Source organism: Neisseria sp., from assembly GCF_041804105.1.
GTDB lineage: Bacteria > Pseudomonadota > Gammaproteobacteria > Burkholderiales > Neisseriaceae > Neisseria.
Genome location: NZ_JBHCJY010000035.1, coordinates 34,162 through 52,371, shown reverse-complemented (window position 1 = coordinate 52,371; position 18,210 = coordinate 34,162). Strand labels below are relative to the sequence as shown.

Sequence of the window (18,210 nt, the reverse complement as noted above, 5' to 3'; positions counted from 1 at the left end):
AGCTATGGGACAAAAGATTAACCCTACAGGCTTTCGCCTGGCGGTAACTAAAGACTGGTCTTCAAAGTGGTTTGCGAAGAGTGGTGATTTTCCAACTGTTTTGAAACAAGATATTGATGTTCGCAATTATTTGCGCAAGCGTTTGGCTGGTGCGTCTGTAGGACGTGTTGTTATTGAACGTCCTGCAAAATCAGCTCGCATCACAATTCATTCTGCCCGTCCTGGAGTAGTAATTGGTCGTAAGGGTGAAGATATTGAAATTCTGAAACGTGACTTGCAAGCTCTAATGGGTGTGCCGGTTCATGTAAATATTGAAGAAATCCGTAAGCCTGAGTTAGATGCACAAATCATTGCTGATGGTATCGCTCAACAACTTGAAAAACGTGTTCAATTTCGCCGAGCTATGAAGCGGGCCATGCAAAACGCAATGCGTGTGGGTGCTAAAGGTATTAAAATCATGACCTCCGGCCGTCTGAATGGTGCTGATATTGCGCGTAGCGAATGGTATCGTGAAGGGCGTGTACCGTTGCATACCTTACGTGCTAATGTTGATTATGCGACTAGTGAGGCACATACAACGTATGGTGTATTGGGGTTGAAGGTTTGGGTGTATACAGAGGGTAACGAGAAGTCTTCTGCAAAGCCTGAACAAGAAAAGAAACAAAGAAAGGTAGGTGGTCGTCATGCTGCAACCAACTAGACTGAAATACCGTAAGCAGCATAAAGGCCGCAATACTGGTATTGCTACTCGTGGCAATAAAGTAAGTTTTGGTGAGTTTGGTTTAAAAGCTGTTGGTCGTGGTCGTTTGACTGCTCGCCAGATTGAGGCTGCTCGTCGTACAATGACTCGTCATATTAAACGTGGTGGCCGAATTTGGATTCGAGTGTTCCCTGATAAGCCGATTACCGAAAAGCCTATTCAAGTTCGTATGGGTGGTGGTAAAGGTTCCGTGGAATATTACGTTGCTGAAGTTAGGCCTGGTAAAGTACTTTATGAAATGGATGGTGTTCCTGAGTCATTGGCTCGGGAGGCATTTGAACTGGCCGCTGCCAAGTTACCTATCCCAACAGTTTTTGTAGTTAGACAGGTAGGTCAATAATGAAAGCAAATGAATTAAAAGATAAGTCAGTTGAGCAGTTAAATGCAGATCTGCTTGATTTGCTGAAAACCCAGTTTGGCCTTCGTATGCAAAATGCAACAGGGCAATTGGGGAAAACCAGTGAATTGAAGCGAGTGCGTCGTGATATTTCCCGAATTAAAACTGTTTTAACGGAAAAAGGTGCTAAGTGATGAACGAAACTAAAAATATTCGTACTTTGCAAGGCAAGGTGGTAAGCGATAAAATGGATAAAACCGTAACTGTTTTAGTTGAAAGAAAAGTAAAACATCCGCTTTATGGTAAAATTATCCGCCGTTCAACTAAGATTCATGCTCATGATGAACAAAATCGATACTGCATCGGTGATATAGTTGTCATTGCTGAAGCTCGGCCTTTGTCAAAAACCAAATCTTGGGTAGTACAAGAACTGGTAGAGCAAGCCCATTCTATTTAAATAATTTGGTAAAATATAGAAGCGAGGTATTGCAAGTATTAAAAAAAACTTGTATGCTTCGTTTCTTAATATTTTTCAATTTCTCTGAAAGTTTCTTCCCTTCGGGATCCAAGACTGGTTTACTAGAACCAAATATGGTTTCAGAATTTCATTGCTTAAGATTGTAGTTGAGATATCTGAAAAAGGTAAATTAAGTTGGTGTTTTTTAAGGTAAAAATATGATTCAAATGCAGACCATCTTAGATGTGGCTGATAACTCTGGTGCGCGTCGAGTGATGTGCATAAAGGTGTTGGGTGGATCTAAGCGTCGCTATGCTTTGGTAGGCGACATTATTAAAGTTGCAGTTAAGGATGCAGCACCGCGTGGCCGTGTGAAAAAGGGTGATGTATATAGTGCTGTTGTGGTGCGTACTGCAAAAGGTGTTCGCCGACCGGATGGGGCGTTGATTAAATTTGATAATAATGCAGCGGTATTATTAAATAATAAATTGGAGCCGCTGGGGACTCGTATTTTTGGTCCTGTAACGCGTGAGTTGCGTACTGAGCGCTTTATGAAAATTGTATCACTTGCGCCTGAGGTGTTATAAGGAAGATTGAATATGAATAAAATTATGAAAGGCGATCAGGTTGTTATTATTGCTGGTAAGGATAAAGGTAAGCGTGGTCAAGTAGTCCGTATTCTGGGTGATAAGATCATTGTTGATGGGGTTAATGTTGTAAAACGTCATCAAAAGCCTAATCCTATGCGTGGAATCGAAGGTGGTATCATTTTGAAAAATATGCCTTTAGCTGTTTCGAATGTTGCTATCTTTAACCCTGATAGTCAAAAAGCAGATCGTGTTGGTATTAAATTGGTTGAAGTTGAAGGTAAGATTAGGCGCGTTCGTATTTTCAAATCTACGGGTGCTGAGATTGGTGCTTAAGGAGTTTCGATGATGACACGTTTAAAAGAATTTTATGTTGAAACAGTTGTTCCTGAGCTGATAAAACAATTTGGTTATAAGTCCGTTATGGAAGTGCCTCGTATTGAGAAAATCACCCTTAATATGGGAGTTGGCGAGGCTGTTGCAGATAAAAAAGTAATGGATCATGCTGTTGCAGATTTGGAAAAAATTTCAGGTCAGAAGCCTGTAATTACGGTAGCTCGTAAATCCATTGCTGGCTTTAAAATCCGTGATAATTATCCTGTTGGGTGCAAAGTTACCTTAAGGCGCGAGCGGATGTTTGAGTTTTTTGATCGTTTGGTAACAATTGCATTGCCTCGTGTCCGTGATTTTCGTGGAGTAAATGGAAAATCATTTGATGGGCGCGGCAATTACAACATGGGAATACGTGAACAGATCATTTTCCCAGAAATTGAATATGATAAAATTGATACTTTGCGTGGTCTGAATATTACAATTACTACAACTGCTAAAACAGATGAGGAAGCAAAAGCTTTATTGTCATTGTTTAAGTTTCCCTTTAAAGGATAGTCATGGCTAAAAAAGCACTTATTAATCGTGAATTGAAACGAATTGCTCTAGCAAAAAAATATGCTGTAAAGCGTGACGCTATTTTTGCTATTATCAATGATTCTAATGCTACTGATGAAGAACGTTTTGAAGCTCGTTTGAAGTTTCAATCCATTCCACGAAATGCAGCTCCAGTCCGTCAGCGGCGGCGTTGTGCACTCACTGGTCGTCCTCGTGGGACTTTCAGGAAGTTTGGTTTGGGTCGTATTAAAATCCGTGAAATCGCTATGCGTGGTGAGATTCCGGGTGTTGTTAAAGCTAGCTGGTAATAGGGGTTGAAATAAATGAGTATGCATGATCCTATTTCCGATATGTTAACTCGTATCCGAAATGCCCAACGTGCTAATAAAGCTTCGGTTATGATGCCTTCCTCAAAGTTAAAATGTGCAATTGCAAAAGTTTTAAAAGAAGAAGGTTACATTGAAGATTTTGCTGTTACTTTGGATACTAAATCAATTTTAGATATTCAATTAAAATATTATGCTGGCCGTCCTGTTATTGAAAAGATTCAGCGGATATCGCGTCCTGGTCTCCGTATTTATAAGGCATCTGATAAGATTCCGAGTGTTATGAATGGCTTGGGAATTGCTATCGTAAGTACGTCTAAAGGTGTGATGACTGATCGAAAAGCCCGTGCTGAAGGTGTTGGTGGCGAGCTGTTGTGCATCGTTGCTTAAGTGGTGGAGATTAATATGTCACGTGTAGCAAAAAATCCAGTAACCGTTCCTGCTGGGGTTGAAGTTAAATTTGGAACTGACTCTATAATGGTTAAAGGCAAAAATGGTGAGCTCATTTTGCCATTAGTTGACGATGTTAAAATTGAATTTGTTGATGGAAATTTGACTTTTGTACCAGTTAATACCTCTAAACAAGCAAATGCTATGTCTGGTACCCTTCGTGCCTTGGTCAATAATATGGTTAAAGGGGTTTCAGAGGGATTTGAGAGAAGGCTGCAGTTGATAGGTGTAGGTTATCGCGCGCAAGCGCAGGGTAAAATTTTAAATCTTTCTTTAGGTTTTTCTCATCCAATTGTCTATGAAATGCCAAATGGGATTTCTGTTCAGACACCTAGTCAAACTGAAATTGTATTAACTGGGGCTGATAAACAAATGATTGGTCAGGTTGCTGCTGAAATTCGAGCATTCCGTTCCCCTGAGCCATATAAGGGTAAAGGTGTTCGTTATGTTGGAGAGGTGGTAGTAATGAAAGAAGCCAAGAAAAAATAATTGAGGTTTTGAATGAATAAGCATGCAATTCGACTGCGTAGAGCACGTAAAACTCGTCTACGTATTGCAGATTTAAAAATGGTTAGACTTTGTGTATTTCGCACTAACAATCATATTTATGCCCAAATTATTAGTCCGGAGGGTGATAAGGTATTAGCGCAAGCATCTACTCTTGAGTTGGATGTGCGTACAACTGTTAAATCTGGTGGTAATATTGGAGCAGCAGCTTTGATTGGTCAGCGCATAGCTGAAAAAGCAAAAGCTGTTGGTGTAAATAAAGTTGCTTTTGACCGTTCTGGTTTTCAATATCATGGTCGTGTAAAAGCTTTGGCTGATGCCGCTCGTGAAAATGGTTTGAGCTTTTAAGATTTTGGAGAATTTACATGGCAAAACATGAAATTGAAGAGCGTGGTGATGGTTTAATTGAGAAAATGGTTGCTGTAAATCGTGTAACCAAAGTTGTCAAAGGTGGCCGTATTATGGCTTTTTCTGCGCTAACAGTTGTTGGTGATGGAGATGGTCGAGTTGGTATGGGTAAGGGTAAATCTAAAGAGGTGCCTGTTGCTGTCCAAAAGGCAATGGATCAGGCTCGTCGTTCTATGATTAAAGTACCCTTAAAAAATGGTACCATTCATCATCAAGTAATTGGTAAACATGGAGCAACTCGTGTTTTTATGCAACCTGCTAAAGAAGGTAGCGGTGTTAAAGCAGGTGGTCCTATGCGTTTAGTGTTTGATGTGTTGGGAGTACATAATATTTCCGCAAAAGTGCATGGTTCGACTAACCCTTATAATATTGTTCGTGCAACTTTGGATGGATTATCTAAATTGTATACCCCTTCTGATGTGGCTGCAAAGCGTGGTTTAACAGTTGAGGAAATTTTAGGAGTTCAGCATGACTGAGCATAAAAAAATTAAAGTTACTTTAGTTAAAAGCTTAATTGGTACTGTGAAAGCTCATCGTGCTTGTGCTTATGGTCTTGGGTTACGTCATAGACAGCATACTGTTGAAGTGGTTGATACACCTGAAAACCGCGGGATGATTAATAAAATTAATTACCTTTTAAAAGTGGAGTTGTAATATGTTTTTGAATACTATTCAGCCTGCTGATGGGGCAATGCATCAATCAAAACGTCTAGGGCGTGGTATTGGAAGTGGCTTAGGAAAAACTGGTGGTCGTGGACACAAAGGTCAAAAAAGCCGTTCTGGTGGTTTTCACAAAGTTGGCTTTGAGGGTGGACAGATGCCTCTTCAGCGTCGTTTACCTAAGCGTGGTTTTAAATCTATTACGGCTACTGTTAGTGCAGAAGTTCGCTTAAGTGAATTAGTATCTGTATCTTTGGATGAAATAGATTTATTTGTATTAAAACAAGTTGGATTGGTTCAGCCAAAAGTAAGTTTTGTGAAAGTAATTGCTTCAGGAGAAATTTCCAAACCAATAGTTTTAAAAGGTATTAAAGTTACAAAAGGTGCCTTAGCTGCCATTGAGGCTGCTGGTGGCCGTGTTGAGTAATTAAGGTGTTGATGTTGTGGCTAGTCAACAAAAACCGTCAAATGCATTTAAGTTTGCTGATTTAAAAAAGCGATTATTCTTCTTACTTGGAGCCTTAGTTGTTTTTCGTATTGGGGCTCATATCCCAGTACCAGGTGTTGATGCAGTTGCACTGGCTAAGCTATATGAAAGCGCTGGAAGTGGAATTCTCGGCATGTTGAACATGTTTTCAGGTGGTTCACTTGAGCGCTTTAGTATATTTGCGATTGGTATTATGCCTTATATTTCAGCATCAATTATTATACAATTGGCTTCTGAAATAATTCCTTCTTTAAAGGCTTTGAAAAAAGAAGGGGAAGTGGGTAGAAAGATCATTACGAAATATACAAGGTATGCTACTGTTCTGTTGGCCGTATTTCAGAGCTTAGGAGTTGCTACGTTTGTTTTTCAACAAAATATTGTAGTTGCTAATAAGTTTGAGTTTTATACCTCGACTGTTATCTGTTTAGTTACTGGAACAATGTTTCTTATGTGGCTTGGTGAGCAAATTACGGAGAGAGGAATAGGAAATGGTATATCTTTAATTATTACTGCTGGTATTAGTGCTAGTATTCCATCAGGGATTATGCAGTTATGGACATTAGTCAATAATGCTTCTATGCATATGTTAACAGCAATTTCAATAGTACTTGGAACATTGTTGTTGGTTTATGTCGTTGTTTATTTTGAAAGTGCACAACGTAAGATTCCAGTTCATTATGCAAAGCGTCAATTTGGTGGGCTTGGTCATACTCAGAATACTCATATGCCTTTTAAGTTAAATATGGCTGGTGTCATTCCTCCGATTTTTGCATCAAGTATTATATTATTTCCATCTACGTTGTTAAGTTGGTTTGGTTCTGGTAATACAGAAAGTTGGTTGCACCAAATTGCTGGTTGGTTACAACATGGAAAACCAATATATATTATTCTATTTGCGGCAACTATTGTTTTCTTCTGTTATTTTTATACGGCTCTTGTTTTCAGTCCAAAAGAAATGGCAGAAAATCTTAAAAAAAGTGGTGCTTTTGTGCCGAGTATTCGTCCAGGGGAGAAGACATCTAAGTATTTGGAAGGTGTTGTTTTACGTTTAACATTGTTTGGGGCGCTTTATATAACAGTTATATGTCTGATTCCTGAGCTATTAACGACTGTGTTTAATATCCCATTTTATTTGGGCGGGACATCCCTATTAATTATGGTGGTTGTAACAATGGATTTTCATACTCAGGTTAATTCATATAGGATGGCACAACAATATGAAAGTTTAACAATGTATCGTGATATGAAATCACTAACGCGTAAATAAAACTATGGCTAAAGAAGATATTATTCAAATGCAGGGTGAAATTTTAGAAACTTTGCCTAATGCAACTTTTAAAGTTAAGCTCGAAAATGATCATGTTGTTTTAGGGTATATATCAGGTAAGATGCGTATGCACTATATTCGTATTTCTCCAGGTGATAAAGTTACAGTTGAATTAACGCCATATGATTTAACTCGTGCCCGTATTGTCTTCAGAGCAAGATAAATTTGATAAAGGAAAATAAAATGCGTGTACAACCTTCAGTAAAAAAGATTTGTCGTAACTGTAAGATTATTCGTCGTAATCGTGTTGTTCGAGTAATTTGTACTGATCCCCGTCATAAGCAACGCCAAGGTTGATTTTTTGATTGTATTTTGTATTGTAGTGACAAACTTTTGCCCGTTTAAGGAAAAATTATGGCTCGTATTGCAGGGGTAAATATCCCTAATAATGCCCATATCGTAATTGGTCTTCAGGCTATTTACGGTATTGGTACTACTCGTGCTAAATTGATTTGTGAAGCAGCAGGTATTGTGCTGAGTACCAAAGTAAAAGATTTAGACGAATCACAACTTGAAGCTTTGCGTGAGCAAGTTTCTAAATATGAAGTAGAAGGCGATTTGCGTCGCGAAGTGACAATGAGCATTAAACGATTGATGGATATGGGTTGTTATCGTGGCTTCCGTCATCGTCGTGGTTTGCCGTGCCGTGGGCAGCGTACCCGTACTAATGCTCGTACTCGTAAAGGTCCGCGTAAAGCAATTGCCGGTAAGAAATAATTTTTAAGGATTTGATTAATGGCTAAAGCAAACACAGCTTCGCGTGTACGCAAAAAAGTTCGCAAGACCGTAAGTGAAGGTATTGTTCATGTTCATGCATCGTTTAATAATACCATCATTACCATTACGGACCGTCAAGGCAATGCATTATCTTGGGCTACCTCTGGCGGTGCTGGTTTTAAAGGTTCGCGTAAAAGTACACCATTTGCTGCGCAGGTAGCAGCAGAAACAGCTGGCAAAGTTGCCCAAGAGTATGGCGTTAAAAATTTAGAAGTTCGCATAAAAGGACCTGGTCCTGGTCGTGAATCTTCTGTTCGTGCGCTCAACGCTCTTGGTTTTAAGATTACCAGCATTACCGACGTTACTCCGTTGCCTCATAACGGTTGCCGTCCGCCTAAGAAACGTCGTATTTAACTTGGAGTGATTTGAAACATGGCACGTTATATTGGCCCTAAATGTAAATTGGCACGCCGCGAAGGTACGGATTTGTTTTTGAAGAGTGCCAGACGCTCTTTAGAATCGAAATGTAAAATGGAGTCTGCACCAGGTCAGCATGGTGCTAAAAAACCGCGTTTGTCAGACTATGGTTTACAACTGCGTGAAAAACAGAAAATCCGCCGTATTTATGGTGTATTGGAGCGTCAATTCCGTCGTTATTTTGCAGAAGCGGACCGCAGAAAAGGTTCTACTGGAGAATTGTTACTTCAGTTGTTAGAATCCCGATTGGATAATGTGGTATATCGTATGGGATTCGGTTCTACCCGTGCAGAAGCCCGTCAATTGGTATCTCATAAGGCTATTACGGTTAATGGGCAAGTAGTCAATATCCCTTCTTTTCAAGTTAGAGCAGGTGATGTTGTAGCTGTTCGGGAAAAGGCTAAAAAACAGGTACGTATCCAGGAAGCTTTGAATTTAGCAACTCAAATAGGATTGCCGGGATGGGTTTCTGTTGATACTGCAAAATTGGAAGGTATATTTAAAAATATGCCAGATCGTTCAGAATTATCTGGCGATATTAATGAACAGCTGGTGGTAGAGTTCTACTCTAAATAATGCTAGCTCAATGAGGGACAGTTAAATGCAAAATAGCACTTCCGAATTTTTGAAACCTCGTCAAATTGATGTAGACACTTTGTCTACTACTCGTGCAAAAGTTTCAATGCAGCCTTTTGAACGTGGTTTCGGTCATACATTGGGTAATGCTTTGCGTCGTATCTTACTGTCGTCCATGACTGGCTTTGCTCCTACTGAAGTAGTAATTAGTGGTGTTCTGCATGAATATTCTACCGTTGATGGTGTTCAAGAGGATGTCGTAGACATTCTCTTGAATATTAAAGGTATCGTATTTAAGATGCATGGTCGAAGTCAAGTTCAATTGACTTTGAAAAAAACAGGTTCTGGGGTAGTTGTTGCCGGTGATATTGAGTTGCCGCACGATGTTGAGATTGTTAATCCCGATTATGTTATTTGCCATCTGTCCGAAAATGGACATATTGAGATGGAAATCAAAGTAGAGCAAGGTCGTGGTTATCAATCTGTGTCAGGACGTCGCGTACTGCGTGATGACCATAAACAGATTGGTGCCATTCAGTTGGATGCGAGCTTTTCGCCCATCAGCCGCGTTAGTTTTGATGTTGAACCTGCGCGCGTAGAGCAGCGTACGGATTTAGATAAGTTGGTTTTGGATATTGAAACTGATGGTTCTATTGATCCTGAAGAAGCTGTCCGTAGTGCTGCCCGTATTTTGATTGACCAGATGTCTATTTTTGCTGATTTGCAAGGTACGCCTGTTGAGGAAGTTGAGGAAAAAGCCCCTCCAATTGATCCAATTTTGTTGCGTCCGGTAGATGATTTGGAATTGACTGTACGTTCGGCGAATTGTTTGAAAGCTGAAGATATTTACTATATCGGCGATTTGATTCAGCGTACTGAAACTGAGCTTCTCAAAACACCGAACTTAGGGCGTAAGTCTTTAAATGAAATTAAAGAAGTCTTGGCCTCTAAAGGTTTGACACTGGGTTCTAAGTTGGAAGCTTGGCCGCCTGTGGGCTTGGAAAAGCCATAAGTTTGAAGATTAAAGGATAATGACATGCGTCATCGTAATGGTAACCGAAAATTAAACCGTACAAGCAGTCATCGTGCTGCGATGTTGCGTAATATGGCTAATTCGCTGTTGACTCACGAGACTATCGTGACTACTTTGCCGAAGGCTAAAGAATTGCGCCGTGTGGTTGAGCCCTTGATTACTTTGGGTAAAAAACCTTCTTTGGCTAACCGTCGTTTGGCTTTTAACCGTACCCGTGATCGTGATGTGGTTGTAAAGCTGTTTGACGAACTTGGTCCGCGTTTTACTGCGCGTAACGGTGGTTATATCCGTATTCTTAAATACGGTTTCCGCAAAGGCGACAATGCACCTTTGGCATTGGTTGAATTGGTTGAAAAAGCCACTGTAGTCGAAGCTGAATAATTTATAACTGAATAATTTATAAATTGTTTGTATGCTAAAACCGTTAGAGGATTCTCTAACGGTTTTTTTGCTGATTTGTTACTTTATTAAGATCAAGAATGGTAAACGCAGGCCGTCTGAAACAATTATTTGGCTGGTTATGTGTGGGAAAATTGATGCAAGCCGTTGTTGCTTGAATGTAAGTGTTTGTATGATGTTAGGGTAATCCTAATCAGCTGGACATTATCTAATTTAAATAGAACTTCCTTTGAGAAAGAATGACGGTTGTTGAGCTTGAAATCCCTGTATTCTGTCAGTTAATCATTTGGTAGATTCTGGCTTTTCTATTTTAAAACCATACGATTTCCGTTTCATTAAGCCATATATTCAGCGCGGTTTGCTTATTGAGCTGTGTGAACATCGGATTGTGCAGATCTGTACGGATAATGATGGAGCCGTACTTAGGGTGCTGCACAGTGATTTTGCTGCCATGGGTTTGTTGTTCGGTATGTAACAGGGGAAGAGGAAGGGAGTTGTCGTGGTTGAATACGATTGCCTTTTGAGGGATGTAGCGCTCTGCGGTTGTATTATCCAAACCTAAGAGTTCGGCGACACGGAGACTTGAAGGGTGGCTTACTATTTCTGCCGGCGAACCGCATTGCAGAATACGTCCCTCGTGCATAAGTGCAATCGAATCGGCGGCTGACAGAGCTTCTTCGGCATCATGTGTAACCATTAATGCCGGAATATTCAGTTGTCGGATGCGTGTGATTGTTTGATTGCGTAAAAGATGCCGCAGGTGCATATCGAGGCCGGAAAATGCTTCGTCGAGCAATAACAGGTTTGGATTGGTAATCAGGGCGCGGGCAAGGGCGGTACGCTGCTGTTCTCCGCCTGAAAGTTTTTCGGGACGGCGGTGGCTTTCGTTTTGCAGCCCGACTTCCGCCAATGCCTGTTCCGCCCGCTGCATGGCTTCGGCTCGAGGAATGCCGCGCAGTTTCAGCCCGAACGCAACATTCTCTGCAGCGGTAAGGTGCGGAAACAGGGCATAGTCTTGAAACATCAGTGAAATGTTGCGCTTTTCAGGCGGCATGCGCGTGATGTCGAGACCGTTTAGCGTAATGCTGCCGCTGTCTGGTGTTTCCAGTCCGGCAATCATTTTCAGAAGTGTGGATTTGCCGCAACCGGATTGGCCGAGCACGGCCAAAATGCGGCCGGATTCGAGGTGGAAACTGATGTTGTCCGCAACGGTTTTGCCGGAAAACGATTTGCAGAGTTCGGTGATTCGGAGCATGGCGTTCGGATTCGTTGGATAGGGGTTGTAGCGGAGCAGCATTTTCAGACGGCCTGAACAAGCGGTCAGGCCGTCTGAAAAACAGGTTTTATTTCCAAGCCAATCCGTGCAGCCACCCGGCCAACGGATGTGCGGCATCAATCAGACCGAAGCGCAGCATGGCGTTGAGCGTGGCCATTTGCGCATCGTCCATCAGTTTGCCCGCGCACATGGCCGCGGCGAGCGTGTCCAAATCCATCAGCTCGAAGCCCGCCACTTCGCCGTCTTGGTTTTCAGGGCGGATGCCCGCGGGGATTTCGATGTCGAAAACGTGCAGCACTTCGTAATGCAGGCCGCGTGATACGGCACGGCAGCTCAACAGGCGGCATTGCTCCTGTGCGTGCCGCATCAGGTTTTCGTCCAAGCCCGCTTCTTCGGCACTTTCGCGCAGCATGGCCGTCTGAACGCTTTCGCCCGCAGTGATGCCGCCGCCGACCAGATTGTCGAGTTTGTCGGGATCGACGGCTTTGAACGGGCTGCGGCGGCCGATCCAGAATTTCCATGTTCCGCCGTCGCAGGTCAGGCCGTTGACGTGGATGGCGCGGCTCATCAGTCCGAGCGGACGGAAAGCGGCGCGTTCGAGTGCAAACAGCACACCGCCGCCGCCATCGCGCACGTCGAACCGCTCGTCGCGCCAACCTTTGAGCAGGCCGAGTTCCTGCCACCGCCGCGCCATGTTTTGCAGGCTGTCGCCGAGCGCGAGCCAGCCGTCGGCGGACAGATGCAGGCCGTCTGAATCTTCCGACAGGGTTTCCGTCCAATCCTGCTGCACGCGTTGCGCCCATGTTTCGTTCAGACGGCCCAGACGCAGGCCGTTGAGCCAAAGCGGCAGCCATGTCTGCCGCTGCCAGTCGGAATAAGAATGCGCCCACGGCAGCAGCAGGTCGAGTTCTGCGGCGGTGAGCGTGCGGTGGAATGACGGTGTGAACATAGGGCCGCCGTGCGGTAATGGGACGTTTGGATTGTATCGCCGCGGCCGAGGTTTGAAAACAGGGCCGCCGCGCCGCCCAAACTGCCGGCCATGCTGCTTGTGCAACGGCAATGCCAAGGTTTTCAGACGGCATCGGGCCGTCCGAATGCCGTTGTAGCCGTATGGGGAAACACATGCACCGACAGGCCGTCTGAAAATCTTTTCAGACGGCCTGTGCAGATGTGGTCCGAAACATCCCACACCCGCCGCAGCAAACGCTATAATCGGGCAAACCCAATACCGGAGCCTTCCCGCATGAGCGAATTGAGCAGCATCCTCAGCCACAACGAACAGTTCGTCGAAACCGGCGAATACGCCAAATATTTCACCGACAAATTCCCCGGCCGCGGGCTGGCGATTCTGTCGTGCATGGACACGCGCATGGTCGAGCTGCTGCCCGCCGCGCTCGGCCTGAAAAACGGCGATGTCAAACTCATCAAAAACGCAGGCGCCGTCGTTACCCACCCGTGGGGGTCGGTCATGCGCAGCCTGCTGGTGTCGGTGTTTGAGCTGAAAGTGAAGGAAATCATGGTGATTGCCCACCACGACTGCGGCATGCGCGGGCTGAACGCCGAGCAGTTCCTCGAAAAAACCCATGAAAAAGGCATCCCCGACGACCGCATCGAAACCCTGCGCAACGCCGGCATCGACCTCGACGGCTGGCTGACCGGATTCGACAACGTCGAAGACAGCGTGCGCCACACCGTCGGCCTGATCCGCCGCCATCCCCTGATGCCCGCCAACGTTGCCGTGCACGGCCTGGTCATCCATCCCACCACCGGCAAACTCAACCTTATCGTGGACGGCACCGTTCCCGATTCAGACGGCCATGAATAAAATCGGACTTTTCGGCGGCACATTCGACCCGCCCCATCTCGGCCACACCCACATCGCCCGCGCCTTTGCCGACGAAGCGGGGCTGGATACCGTCGTCTTCCTGCCTGCGGGCGAACCGTACCACAAAGACACCGCGCAAACCGCCGCCGGACACCGTTTGGCCATGACCGAAGCCGCCGCCGGCGCGTATGCCCGCTTTGCCGTCAGCGATTGCGACATCGTGCGCGAAGGCGCAACCTACACTTTCGACACCGTGCAGATTTTCCGCCAGCAGTTTCCTGCCGCCGAACTGTGGTGGCTGATGGGCATGGACAGCCTGCTGAAACTCCACACTTGGAAAAAATGGCAGACGCTCGTGCGCCAAACCCGCATCGCCGTTGCCGCCCGCCAAGGCCAGAATTTGGCCGCCGCGCCGAAAGAGCTGCACGGCTGGCTCGGCGAAGCCCTGCAGAACGGCACGCTGCGCCTGCTGGAAGCACCGCTGAGCAACATCAGTTCCACCGACATCAGAGGCCGTCTGAAAAACGGCGGGGATACCGACGGCCTGCTCGACCCGCAGGTTGCCGCCTACATCCGCCGCCACGGACTTTACCGCTGAACGGCGGGCTTGCGGCGGTTTGCCGCAGCGGTCCAACCCCGCTGTCCGAAAACCCTTGTGTACGGAAAACGCCGTTCAGACGGCCTGCGCCCCGCCTCGCTTCGGGTATAATGCCGTCTGAAAAAACCTTTTAAAACAGGAAACACCATGAACGAACAAGAACTCGCCGACCTGCAGAAAATGGTCGAAATCTCCGTCAGCGCCTTGGAAGACATCAAAGCCAAAGACATCGCCGTACTCGAAACATCCGCCAAAACCTCCCTGTTTGCCCGCATGATTATCGCCAGCGGCGACAGCAGCCGCCAAGTGAAAGCCTTGGCCAACAATGTGGCCGTCGAGCTGAAAAGCGCGGGTTTCGAGCTGCTCGGCAGCGAAGGTCAGGATTCGGGCGAATGGGCGCTGGTGGACGCGGGCGACTTGGTCGTTCACGTTATGCTGCCCGCCGTGCGCGACTATTACGACATCGACACCCTGTGGGGCGGCGAAAAACCCTCGTTCCACGCAGGTGCGAGCAAGCCGTGGCACGCCGCCGATTGATTTTCCCCGTCTTTTATCGAATGTAGACAACCGTGAACATCCGATTTACCGCCGTACTCTTTGCATCGGCACTCGCCGCCTGCCACTCGGATAGGCCGCAAACCCCTGCAGCGCAGTCCGTTCCCGCTCCTGCCGCGCAGGCCGCCGAAACCTTCCAGTGCGACAACGGCATCACCGTAACCGTGCAGCAGCTCGACACCGACCGCATCCGCCTGAGCGCAACGGGCGGCGAAACCACCGTGCTCACCATTGCTCGTGCGGGTTCGGGCGAACGTTACGTTGCCGAAGGCGGCGTGTTCGGCAAGGGCGGCGAATGGCACCGCAAAGGCCGCGAAGCCCGCTTCGGTTACGGCAAAGTCCACGGCGGACAGGCCGCCACGACCTGCCGCATTTAAACAACCGTAGCGAAGGCCGTCTGAAAAAGGTTTTTCAGACGGCCTTGATTCATTCTCGATAAAAGGTCGTGTTCGGATATTGCGTTGACGGCATATTAGCAATCCGAATTTTGCCAACTCCCGTCATTCCCGCGAAGGCGGGAATCCGTGTTTGAAATCCAAACCAAGTGTCAACATAATATCCAAACACAGCCCGATAAAAAGGAAACCATGAACATCACCGTATTGGCCGTCGGCACCAAAATGCCCAAATGGGTGGACGACGCGGTAAACGAATACGCCAAACGTTTCGGCCGCGACGTGCAGTACACGCTCAAAGAAATCAAACCCGAAAAGCGCGGCGCAGGCGTGAACGCCGCGCAAGGCATGGCGGCGGAAGAAAAACGCATCCTTGAAGCCGTGCCGCAGGGCGCGTATCTGGTGGTGCTCGACGAACGCGGCAAAGCTCCGACTTCGGTCGAATTGGCCGAATACCTGAAAAACTGGCAGCAAAACGGCGAACACGTCTGCTTCGTGATCGGCGGTGCAGACGGCATGACCGACCGTCTCAAACAGCAGGCGCGTCTGATGCTGCGCCTGTCCAGCCTGACCCTGCCGCACGGCATGGTACGCGTGCTGCTGACCGAGCAGCTCTACCGCGCCGTGTCGATTCTGCACAACCATCCGTACCATCGGGAATAGGTGTGCCATGCCGCATGATGTTGGCAATACGATAAGGCCGCCCGCCAACATACCGCAGCCGAACCACAGTAAACATTGCGGTACAGGCAGACAGGCCGTCTGAAACCTTCGCGTCATCAGCTTACGCAAGTCCGTTACGCTTCCCCGCGCGTAGAGAGGAATCCACGGTAAAAAATAAGCTGCGTTGGCTGTTCGGATGGGCATCAGGATGGATTGCGGCATCTGTTCGGAAACATTGTTGGCTGAACATTGCAGGTCTGGATTCCCGCCTGCGCGGGAATGACGGTGCGGTACGAAATGCCGCATGATGTTTGAAACAGGATAAGGCCGTCTGCCAACGTACCGCAGCCGAACCACGGTAAACATTGCGGTACAGGCAGACAGGCCGTCTGAAACCTTCACCCGTCATTAGCTTACGCAAGTCCGCTACGCTCCCCCGCGCGTAGGCAGGAATCCACGGTAAAAAATAAGCTGCGTTGGCTGTTCGGATGGGCATCAGGATGGATTGCGGCATCTGTTCGGAAACATTGTTGGCCGAACATTGCAGGCTTGGATTCCGGCCTGCGCTGGGGAGAGCGTAGCGGACGTGCGTAAGCTAATGACGGATGGTATGCGCCGACGGTGTGTATCAGGGTTCATAGATCTGGACTTCCGCCGACGTGGGAATAACGGGGGGTACGGTTTGGTACATCGTGGAGGGCACTCATACATAGGTAATGATGGGCGCGATCTCGGAATAACGGGGGTGGCCCGACAAATCATCCGCCCGACTTAAAGGCCGTCTGAAAAGTTTTTCAGACGGCCTTTAAGTCGGGCGGTTTTATGCACGGTTTTTCAAGACAACAACATTTCCTGCATCAGTTTCATGCCCCACTGCCAGCCGCCGAGCGCGCCGTTCAGACGGCCTTGCTGCGGCGCAACCAGCAGCCGTGCGTTCCACAAATCCGCTTTTTCCTGCGCCCACGGCTGCGGGCATTGGCCGTCGTTTTCCCCGACCACCAGCGCGGTACGGCAATGGCAGCGCACGCGTTGCAGCGTGTGCACGGCATCGTCGGGGAACGCGTCTTGCAGCGGCGACACCAGAATCATGTTGCGGATCCGTTTTTGCGCGTTGATGTCGGCGGTGTACAGCCAGGCCAGCCAACCCGAAACGCCCGCGCCGTGGGCGACTACGGCAATATTGCGGTTCGGGATGCCGTCGAAGGCCGTCTGAACCGTGCGCTGCCATGCGGCAATGTCCTGCCGCGCGGATACTTCGGCCAGGCGCACGGTCGGGTAGCTGACCGCCCAGCGGTCTATCCACATTTCGGGTTCGTCGGCATCGCGGATTAAAAATAAAGTCAGGTCTTCGAGTTCGTGGGTTTGCATGGTGTCGGTTCGGATGGGTTCGGTAGGGTTTTCAGACGGCCTTATGCTTTTTTGCCGCATTTGCCGAATCTGCCTGCCGCCGTGCGCAGACCGTGGCGGGACAAGGATTCGGCAGGGATGAGGCGGTAAGGATAGAGCGTGTCGGCATTGTGGTATGTATCGTAATCATCGCCAGCCGCGCTGCCTTGCGGTTTGATGCGGCGGTAGGTGTTGTCGGCGGCGTTGAAGCGGTAGTCGGCGGGGTTAATCGGTAAACCGGGAATAATATCTTCTATTTCCTCTTCGGCTTGCTGTGCGGTTGTCCGGTTTGTTTGGTTCCAACGAAAATAGTTGCCTGCGGCATTGAACAGGATATTTGGGGGTGTTTCCGGCCAACCTGAAGCATCGATGCTGTCGATAAACTGTTCCTCTTCAGGATTGCCTTCTCCCTGGGCGCGTTGCAGCATACCCAAATTGTCTCTGTCGTATCGGTTTTCTTGGCGGAGGCCTTTGGCGGTAATAATCATCCGCCATTCCGGATAATGGCGTGCTGATAATGGACAACCAAATCATTGGCTTGTCCGGTATCGAAACGGTATGCGGCTTTCGGTTTCGCAGAGCTTTCCAGTTCGTCATCGGTTGCGGCCAACAGCAGCGTATCGGTTTTTTTATGCAGGATGGTGTTGTCGGGGCAACGGTCGTCTCCGTATGGATACATGGCACCGAGATTACTGCCGATCAGTAAGCCTCTCAAATCGCCTGTAAACCGCAATCGGGCTTCTTTTTTAAGGGACGGATCGGTACGGCCGTACACGGAAAACTGCGGGAGGTTGTGGGGGCGCAGAATCAGGTATCTGCCTTGCTGCTCCCATTTGCCGACAATCAGCGTGGCATAAGCGCCGATGATGAATTTTCCGTTCGGGCGGATGTGGAGCGACGTCGAACCCGAGTTGGGATCTTTGGATTCTCCATCGTATCTGCCGACGGGGGAGGGTGCGGCAAGGGCGGCGGAAGTGTACAGGCACAGCAGGGTCAGGATGGTTTTTTTCATGGTGTTCCGGTTGGGTTTGTGGGTGTCTGGGCCGTACTGCCCGAGATTCGGCACGGATGCCGGCGGCCGGGCTTGGTTCGGTGGTAGGGCGGATTTGTACCACT

32 protein-coding genes are annotated in these 18,210 nt (G+C 47.4%); 27 read left to right on the top strand and 5 right to left on the bottom strand.

What is annotated here, in order from left to right; translation table 11 throughout:
- Positions 1–4 precede the first annotated feature (4 nt).
- From rpsC to rplQ, 22 genes are all read left to right on the top strand, one after another.
- On the top strand, positions 5–700 hold the full coding sequence (gene rpsC, locus ACEYDX_RS03735; RefSeq protein ID WP_373740688.1) for a 30S ribosomal protein S3: 696 nt from the start codon (positions 5–7) through the stop codon (positions 698–700).
- Positions 684–1,100: a 50S ribosomal protein L16 gene (rplP, locus tag ACEYDX_RS03730; RefSeq protein ID WP_373740687.1), complete on the top strand. Its 417-nt coding sequence runs from the start codon at positions 684–686 to the stop codon at positions 1,098–1,100. The genes rpsC and rplP overlap by 17 nt, the downstream gene beginning before the upstream one ends.
- On the top strand, positions 1,100–1,291 hold the full coding sequence (rpmC, locus tag ACEYDX_RS03725; protein WP_373740686.1) for a 50S ribosomal protein L29: 192 nt from the start codon (positions 1,100–1,102) through the stop codon (positions 1,289–1,291). Before rplP ends, rpmC begins: the two co-directional genes overlap by 1 nt.
- The gene (gene rpsQ / locus ACEYDX_RS03720; RefSeq protein ID WP_373740685.1) at positions 1,291–1,554 is read left to right on the top strand and encodes a 30S ribosomal protein S17; all 264 of its coding nucleotides are present in this window, start codon (positions 1,291–1,293) and stop codon (positions 1,552–1,554) included. Before rpmC ends, rpsQ begins: the two co-directional genes overlap by 1 nt.
- Before the next feature lie 218 nt (positions 1,555–1,772).
- On the top strand, positions 1,773–2,141 hold the full coding sequence (gene rplN / locus ACEYDX_RS03715; protein ID WP_373740684.1) for a 50S ribosomal protein L14: 369 nt from the start codon (positions 1,773–1,775) through the stop codon (positions 2,139–2,141).
- A 12-nt stretch (positions 2,142–2,153) separates the two neighbouring features.
- Positions 2,154–2,477, top strand: a complete 324-nt coding sequence (gene rplX / locus ACEYDX_RS03710) for a 50S ribosomal protein L24 (protein WP_373740683.1) — start codon at positions 2,154–2,156, stop codon at positions 2,475–2,477.
- Between the two features lie 12 nt (positions 2,478–2,489).
- Positions 2,490–3,029, top strand: a complete 540-nt coding sequence (gene rplE, locus ACEYDX_RS03705; protein WP_373740719.1) for a 50S ribosomal protein L5 — start codon at positions 2,490–2,492, stop codon at positions 3,027–3,029.
- 2 nt (positions 3,030–3,031) lie between these two features.
- Positions 3,032–3,337: a 30S ribosomal protein S14 gene (gene rpsN / locus ACEYDX_RS03700; RefSeq protein WP_373740682.1), complete on the top strand. Its 306-nt coding sequence runs from the start codon at positions 3,032–3,034 to the stop codon at positions 3,335–3,337.
- Positions 3,338–3,352: 15 nt separating this feature from the next.
- Positions 3,353–3,745, top strand: a complete 393-nt coding sequence (gene rpsH, locus ACEYDX_RS03695; protein WP_373740681.1) for a 30S ribosomal protein S8 — start codon at positions 3,353–3,355, stop codon at positions 3,743–3,745.
- Positions 3,746–3,760: 15 nt separating this feature from the next.
- Positions 3,761–4,294 (top strand): 50S ribosomal protein L6, encoded by a 534-nt coding sequence (gene rplF, locus ACEYDX_RS03690; protein WP_373740680.1) that lies wholly within the window; start codon positions 3,761–3,763, stop codon positions 4,292–4,294.
- A 12-nt stretch (positions 4,295–4,306) separates the two neighbouring features.
- Positions 4,307–4,660: a 50S ribosomal protein L18 gene (rplR, locus tag ACEYDX_RS03685; RefSeq protein WP_373740679.1), complete on the top strand. Its 354-nt coding sequence runs from the start codon at positions 4,307–4,309 to the stop codon at positions 4,658–4,660.
- A 17-nt stretch (positions 4,661–4,677) separates the two neighbouring features.
- A complete protein-coding gene (gene rpsE / locus ACEYDX_RS03680) occupies positions 4,678–5,196 on the top strand; it encodes a 30S ribosomal protein S5 (RefSeq protein WP_373740678.1) in 519 nt (172 codons plus the stop codon).
- Complete coding sequence (rpmD, locus tag ACEYDX_RS03675; protein WP_373740677.1) at positions 5,189–5,374, top strand: 50S ribosomal protein L30; 186 nt, start codon at positions 5,189–5,191, stop codon at positions 5,372–5,374. Before rpsE ends, rpmD begins: the two co-directional genes overlap by 8 nt.
- Position 5,375: 1 nt before the next feature.
- Positions 5,376–5,807, top strand: a complete 432-nt coding sequence (gene rplO, locus ACEYDX_RS03670) for a 50S ribosomal protein L15 (RefSeq protein ID WP_373740676.1) — start codon at positions 5,376–5,378, stop codon at positions 5,805–5,807.
- 16 nt (positions 5,808–5,823) lie between these two features.
- Positions 5,824–7,134 carry a preprotein translocase subunit SecY gene (gene secY / locus ACEYDX_RS03665; protein ID WP_373740675.1) on the top strand — a complete coding sequence of 437 codons (1,311 nt, stop codon included), beginning with the start codon at positions 5,824–5,826 and terminating at the stop codon, positions 7,132–7,134.
- Between the two features lie 4 nt (positions 7,135–7,138).
- The gene (gene infA, locus ACEYDX_RS03660; RefSeq protein WP_373740674.1) at positions 7,139–7,357 is read left to right on the top strand and encodes a translation initiation factor IF-1; all 219 of its coding nucleotides are present in this window, start codon (positions 7,139–7,141) and stop codon (positions 7,355–7,357) included.
- A gap of 20 nt (positions 7,358–7,377) precedes the next feature.
- Positions 7,378–7,491 (top strand): 50S ribosomal protein L36, encoded by a 114-nt coding sequence (rpmJ, locus tag ACEYDX_RS03655; RefSeq protein WP_003697674.1) that lies wholly within the window; start codon positions 7,378–7,380, stop codon positions 7,489–7,491.
- Positions 7,492–7,548: 57 nt separating this feature from the next.
- Positions 7,549–7,911: a 30S ribosomal protein S13 gene (rpsM, locus tag ACEYDX_RS03650; RefSeq protein WP_373740673.1), complete on the top strand. Its 363-nt coding sequence runs from the start codon at positions 7,549–7,551 to the stop codon at positions 7,909–7,911.
- An 18-nt stretch (positions 7,912–7,929) separates the two neighbouring features.
- Positions 7,930–8,325, top strand: coding sequence for a 30S ribosomal protein S11 (gene rpsK, locus ACEYDX_RS03645; protein WP_373740672.1), 396 nt, complete (start codon positions 7,930–7,932; stop codon positions 8,323–8,325).
- Between the two features lie 18 nt (positions 8,326–8,343).
- Positions 8,344–8,964, top strand: coding sequence for a 30S ribosomal protein S4 (gene rpsD, locus ACEYDX_RS03640; protein ID WP_373740671.1), 621 nt, complete (start codon positions 8,344–8,346; stop codon positions 8,962–8,964).
- 25 nt (positions 8,965–8,989) lie between these two features.
- Positions 8,990–9,976 (top strand): DNA-directed RNA polymerase subunit alpha, encoded by a 987-nt coding sequence (locus tag ACEYDX_RS03635; RefSeq protein ID WP_373740670.1) that lies wholly within the window; start codon positions 8,990–8,992, stop codon positions 9,974–9,976.
- A gap of 24 nt (positions 9,977–10,000) precedes the next feature.
- On the top strand, positions 10,001–10,378 hold the full coding sequence (rplQ, locus tag ACEYDX_RS03630; protein ID WP_373740669.1) for a 50S ribosomal protein L17: 378 nt from the start codon (positions 10,001–10,003) through the stop codon (positions 10,376–10,378).
- 328 nt (positions 10,379–10,706) lie between these two features.
- Here the strand turns inward: rplQ and ACEYDX_RS03625 are convergent, their stop codons facing one another.
- A complete protein-coding gene (locus tag ACEYDX_RS03625; protein WP_373740718.1) occupies positions 10,707–11,651 on the bottom strand; it encodes an ABC transporter ATP-binding protein in 945 nt (314 codons plus the stop codon).
- 88 nt (positions 11,652–11,739) lie between these two features.
- Positions 11,740–12,621 carry an NUDIX domain-containing protein gene (locus ACEYDX_RS03620; RefSeq protein WP_373740668.1) on the bottom strand — a complete coding sequence of 294 codons (882 nt, stop codon included), beginning with the start codon at positions 12,619–12,621 and terminating at the stop codon, positions 11,740–11,742.
- A gap of 294 nt (positions 12,622–12,915) precedes the next feature.
- On the opposite strand from ACEYDX_RS03620, the gene ACEYDX_RS03615 reads away from it, so the two are divergent.
- From ACEYDX_RS03615 to rlmH, 5 genes are all read left to right on the top strand, one after another.
- Positions 12,916–13,497, top strand: a complete 582-nt coding sequence (locus ACEYDX_RS03615) for a beta-class carbonic anhydrase (RefSeq protein WP_373740717.1) — start codon at positions 12,916–12,918, stop codon at positions 13,495–13,497.
- On the top strand, positions 13,490–14,095 hold the full coding sequence (gene nadD, locus ACEYDX_RS03610) for a nicotinate-nucleotide adenylyltransferase (protein ID WP_373740667.1): 606 nt from the start codon (positions 13,490–13,492) through the stop codon (positions 14,093–14,095). The genes ACEYDX_RS03615 and nadD overlap by 8 nt, the downstream gene beginning before the upstream one ends.
- A gap of 147 nt (positions 14,096–14,242) precedes the next feature.
- Positions 14,243–14,632, top strand: coding sequence for a ribosome silencing factor (gene rsfS / locus ACEYDX_RS03605; protein ID WP_373740666.1), 390 nt, complete (start codon positions 14,243–14,245; stop codon positions 14,630–14,632).
- 32 nt (positions 14,633–14,664) lie between these two features.
- The gene (locus tag ACEYDX_RS03600) at positions 14,665–15,027 is read left to right on the top strand and encodes an MliC family protein (protein WP_373740665.1); all 363 of its coding nucleotides are present in this window, start codon (positions 14,665–14,667) and stop codon (positions 15,025–15,027) included.
- Between the two features lie 210 nt (positions 15,028–15,237).
- Complete coding sequence (rlmH, locus tag ACEYDX_RS03595; RefSeq protein WP_373740664.1) at positions 15,238–15,708, top strand: 23S rRNA (pseudouridine(1915)-N(3))-methyltransferase RlmH; 471 nt, start codon at positions 15,238–15,240, stop codon at positions 15,706–15,708.
- An 834-nt stretch (positions 15,709–16,542) separates the two neighbouring features.
- Here the strand turns inward: rlmH and ACEYDX_RS03590 are convergent.
- The 3 genes from ACEYDX_RS03590 to ACEYDX_RS03580 are packed head-to-tail and all read right to left on the bottom strand — an operon-like array spanning position 16,543 to position 18,106.
- Positions 16,543–17,076 carry an alpha/beta hydrolase gene (locus ACEYDX_RS03590; protein WP_373740716.1) on the bottom strand — a complete coding sequence of 178 codons (534 nt, stop codon included), beginning with the start codon at positions 17,074–17,076 and terminating at the stop codon, positions 16,543–16,545.
- A 41-nt stretch (positions 17,077–17,117) separates the two neighbouring features.
- Complete coding sequence (locus tag ACEYDX_RS03585) at positions 17,118–17,582, bottom strand: hypothetical protein (RefSeq protein WP_373740663.1); 465 nt, start codon at positions 17,580–17,582, stop codon at positions 17,118–17,120.
- Positions 17,579–18,106 carry a hypothetical protein gene (locus ACEYDX_RS03580; RefSeq protein ID WP_373740662.1) on the bottom strand — a complete coding sequence of 176 codons (528 nt, stop codon included), beginning with the start codon at positions 18,104–18,106 and terminating at the stop codon, positions 17,579–17,581. The genes ACEYDX_RS03585 and ACEYDX_RS03580 overlap by 4 nt, the downstream gene beginning before the upstream one ends.
- Positions 18,107–18,210 lie beyond the last annotated feature (104 nt).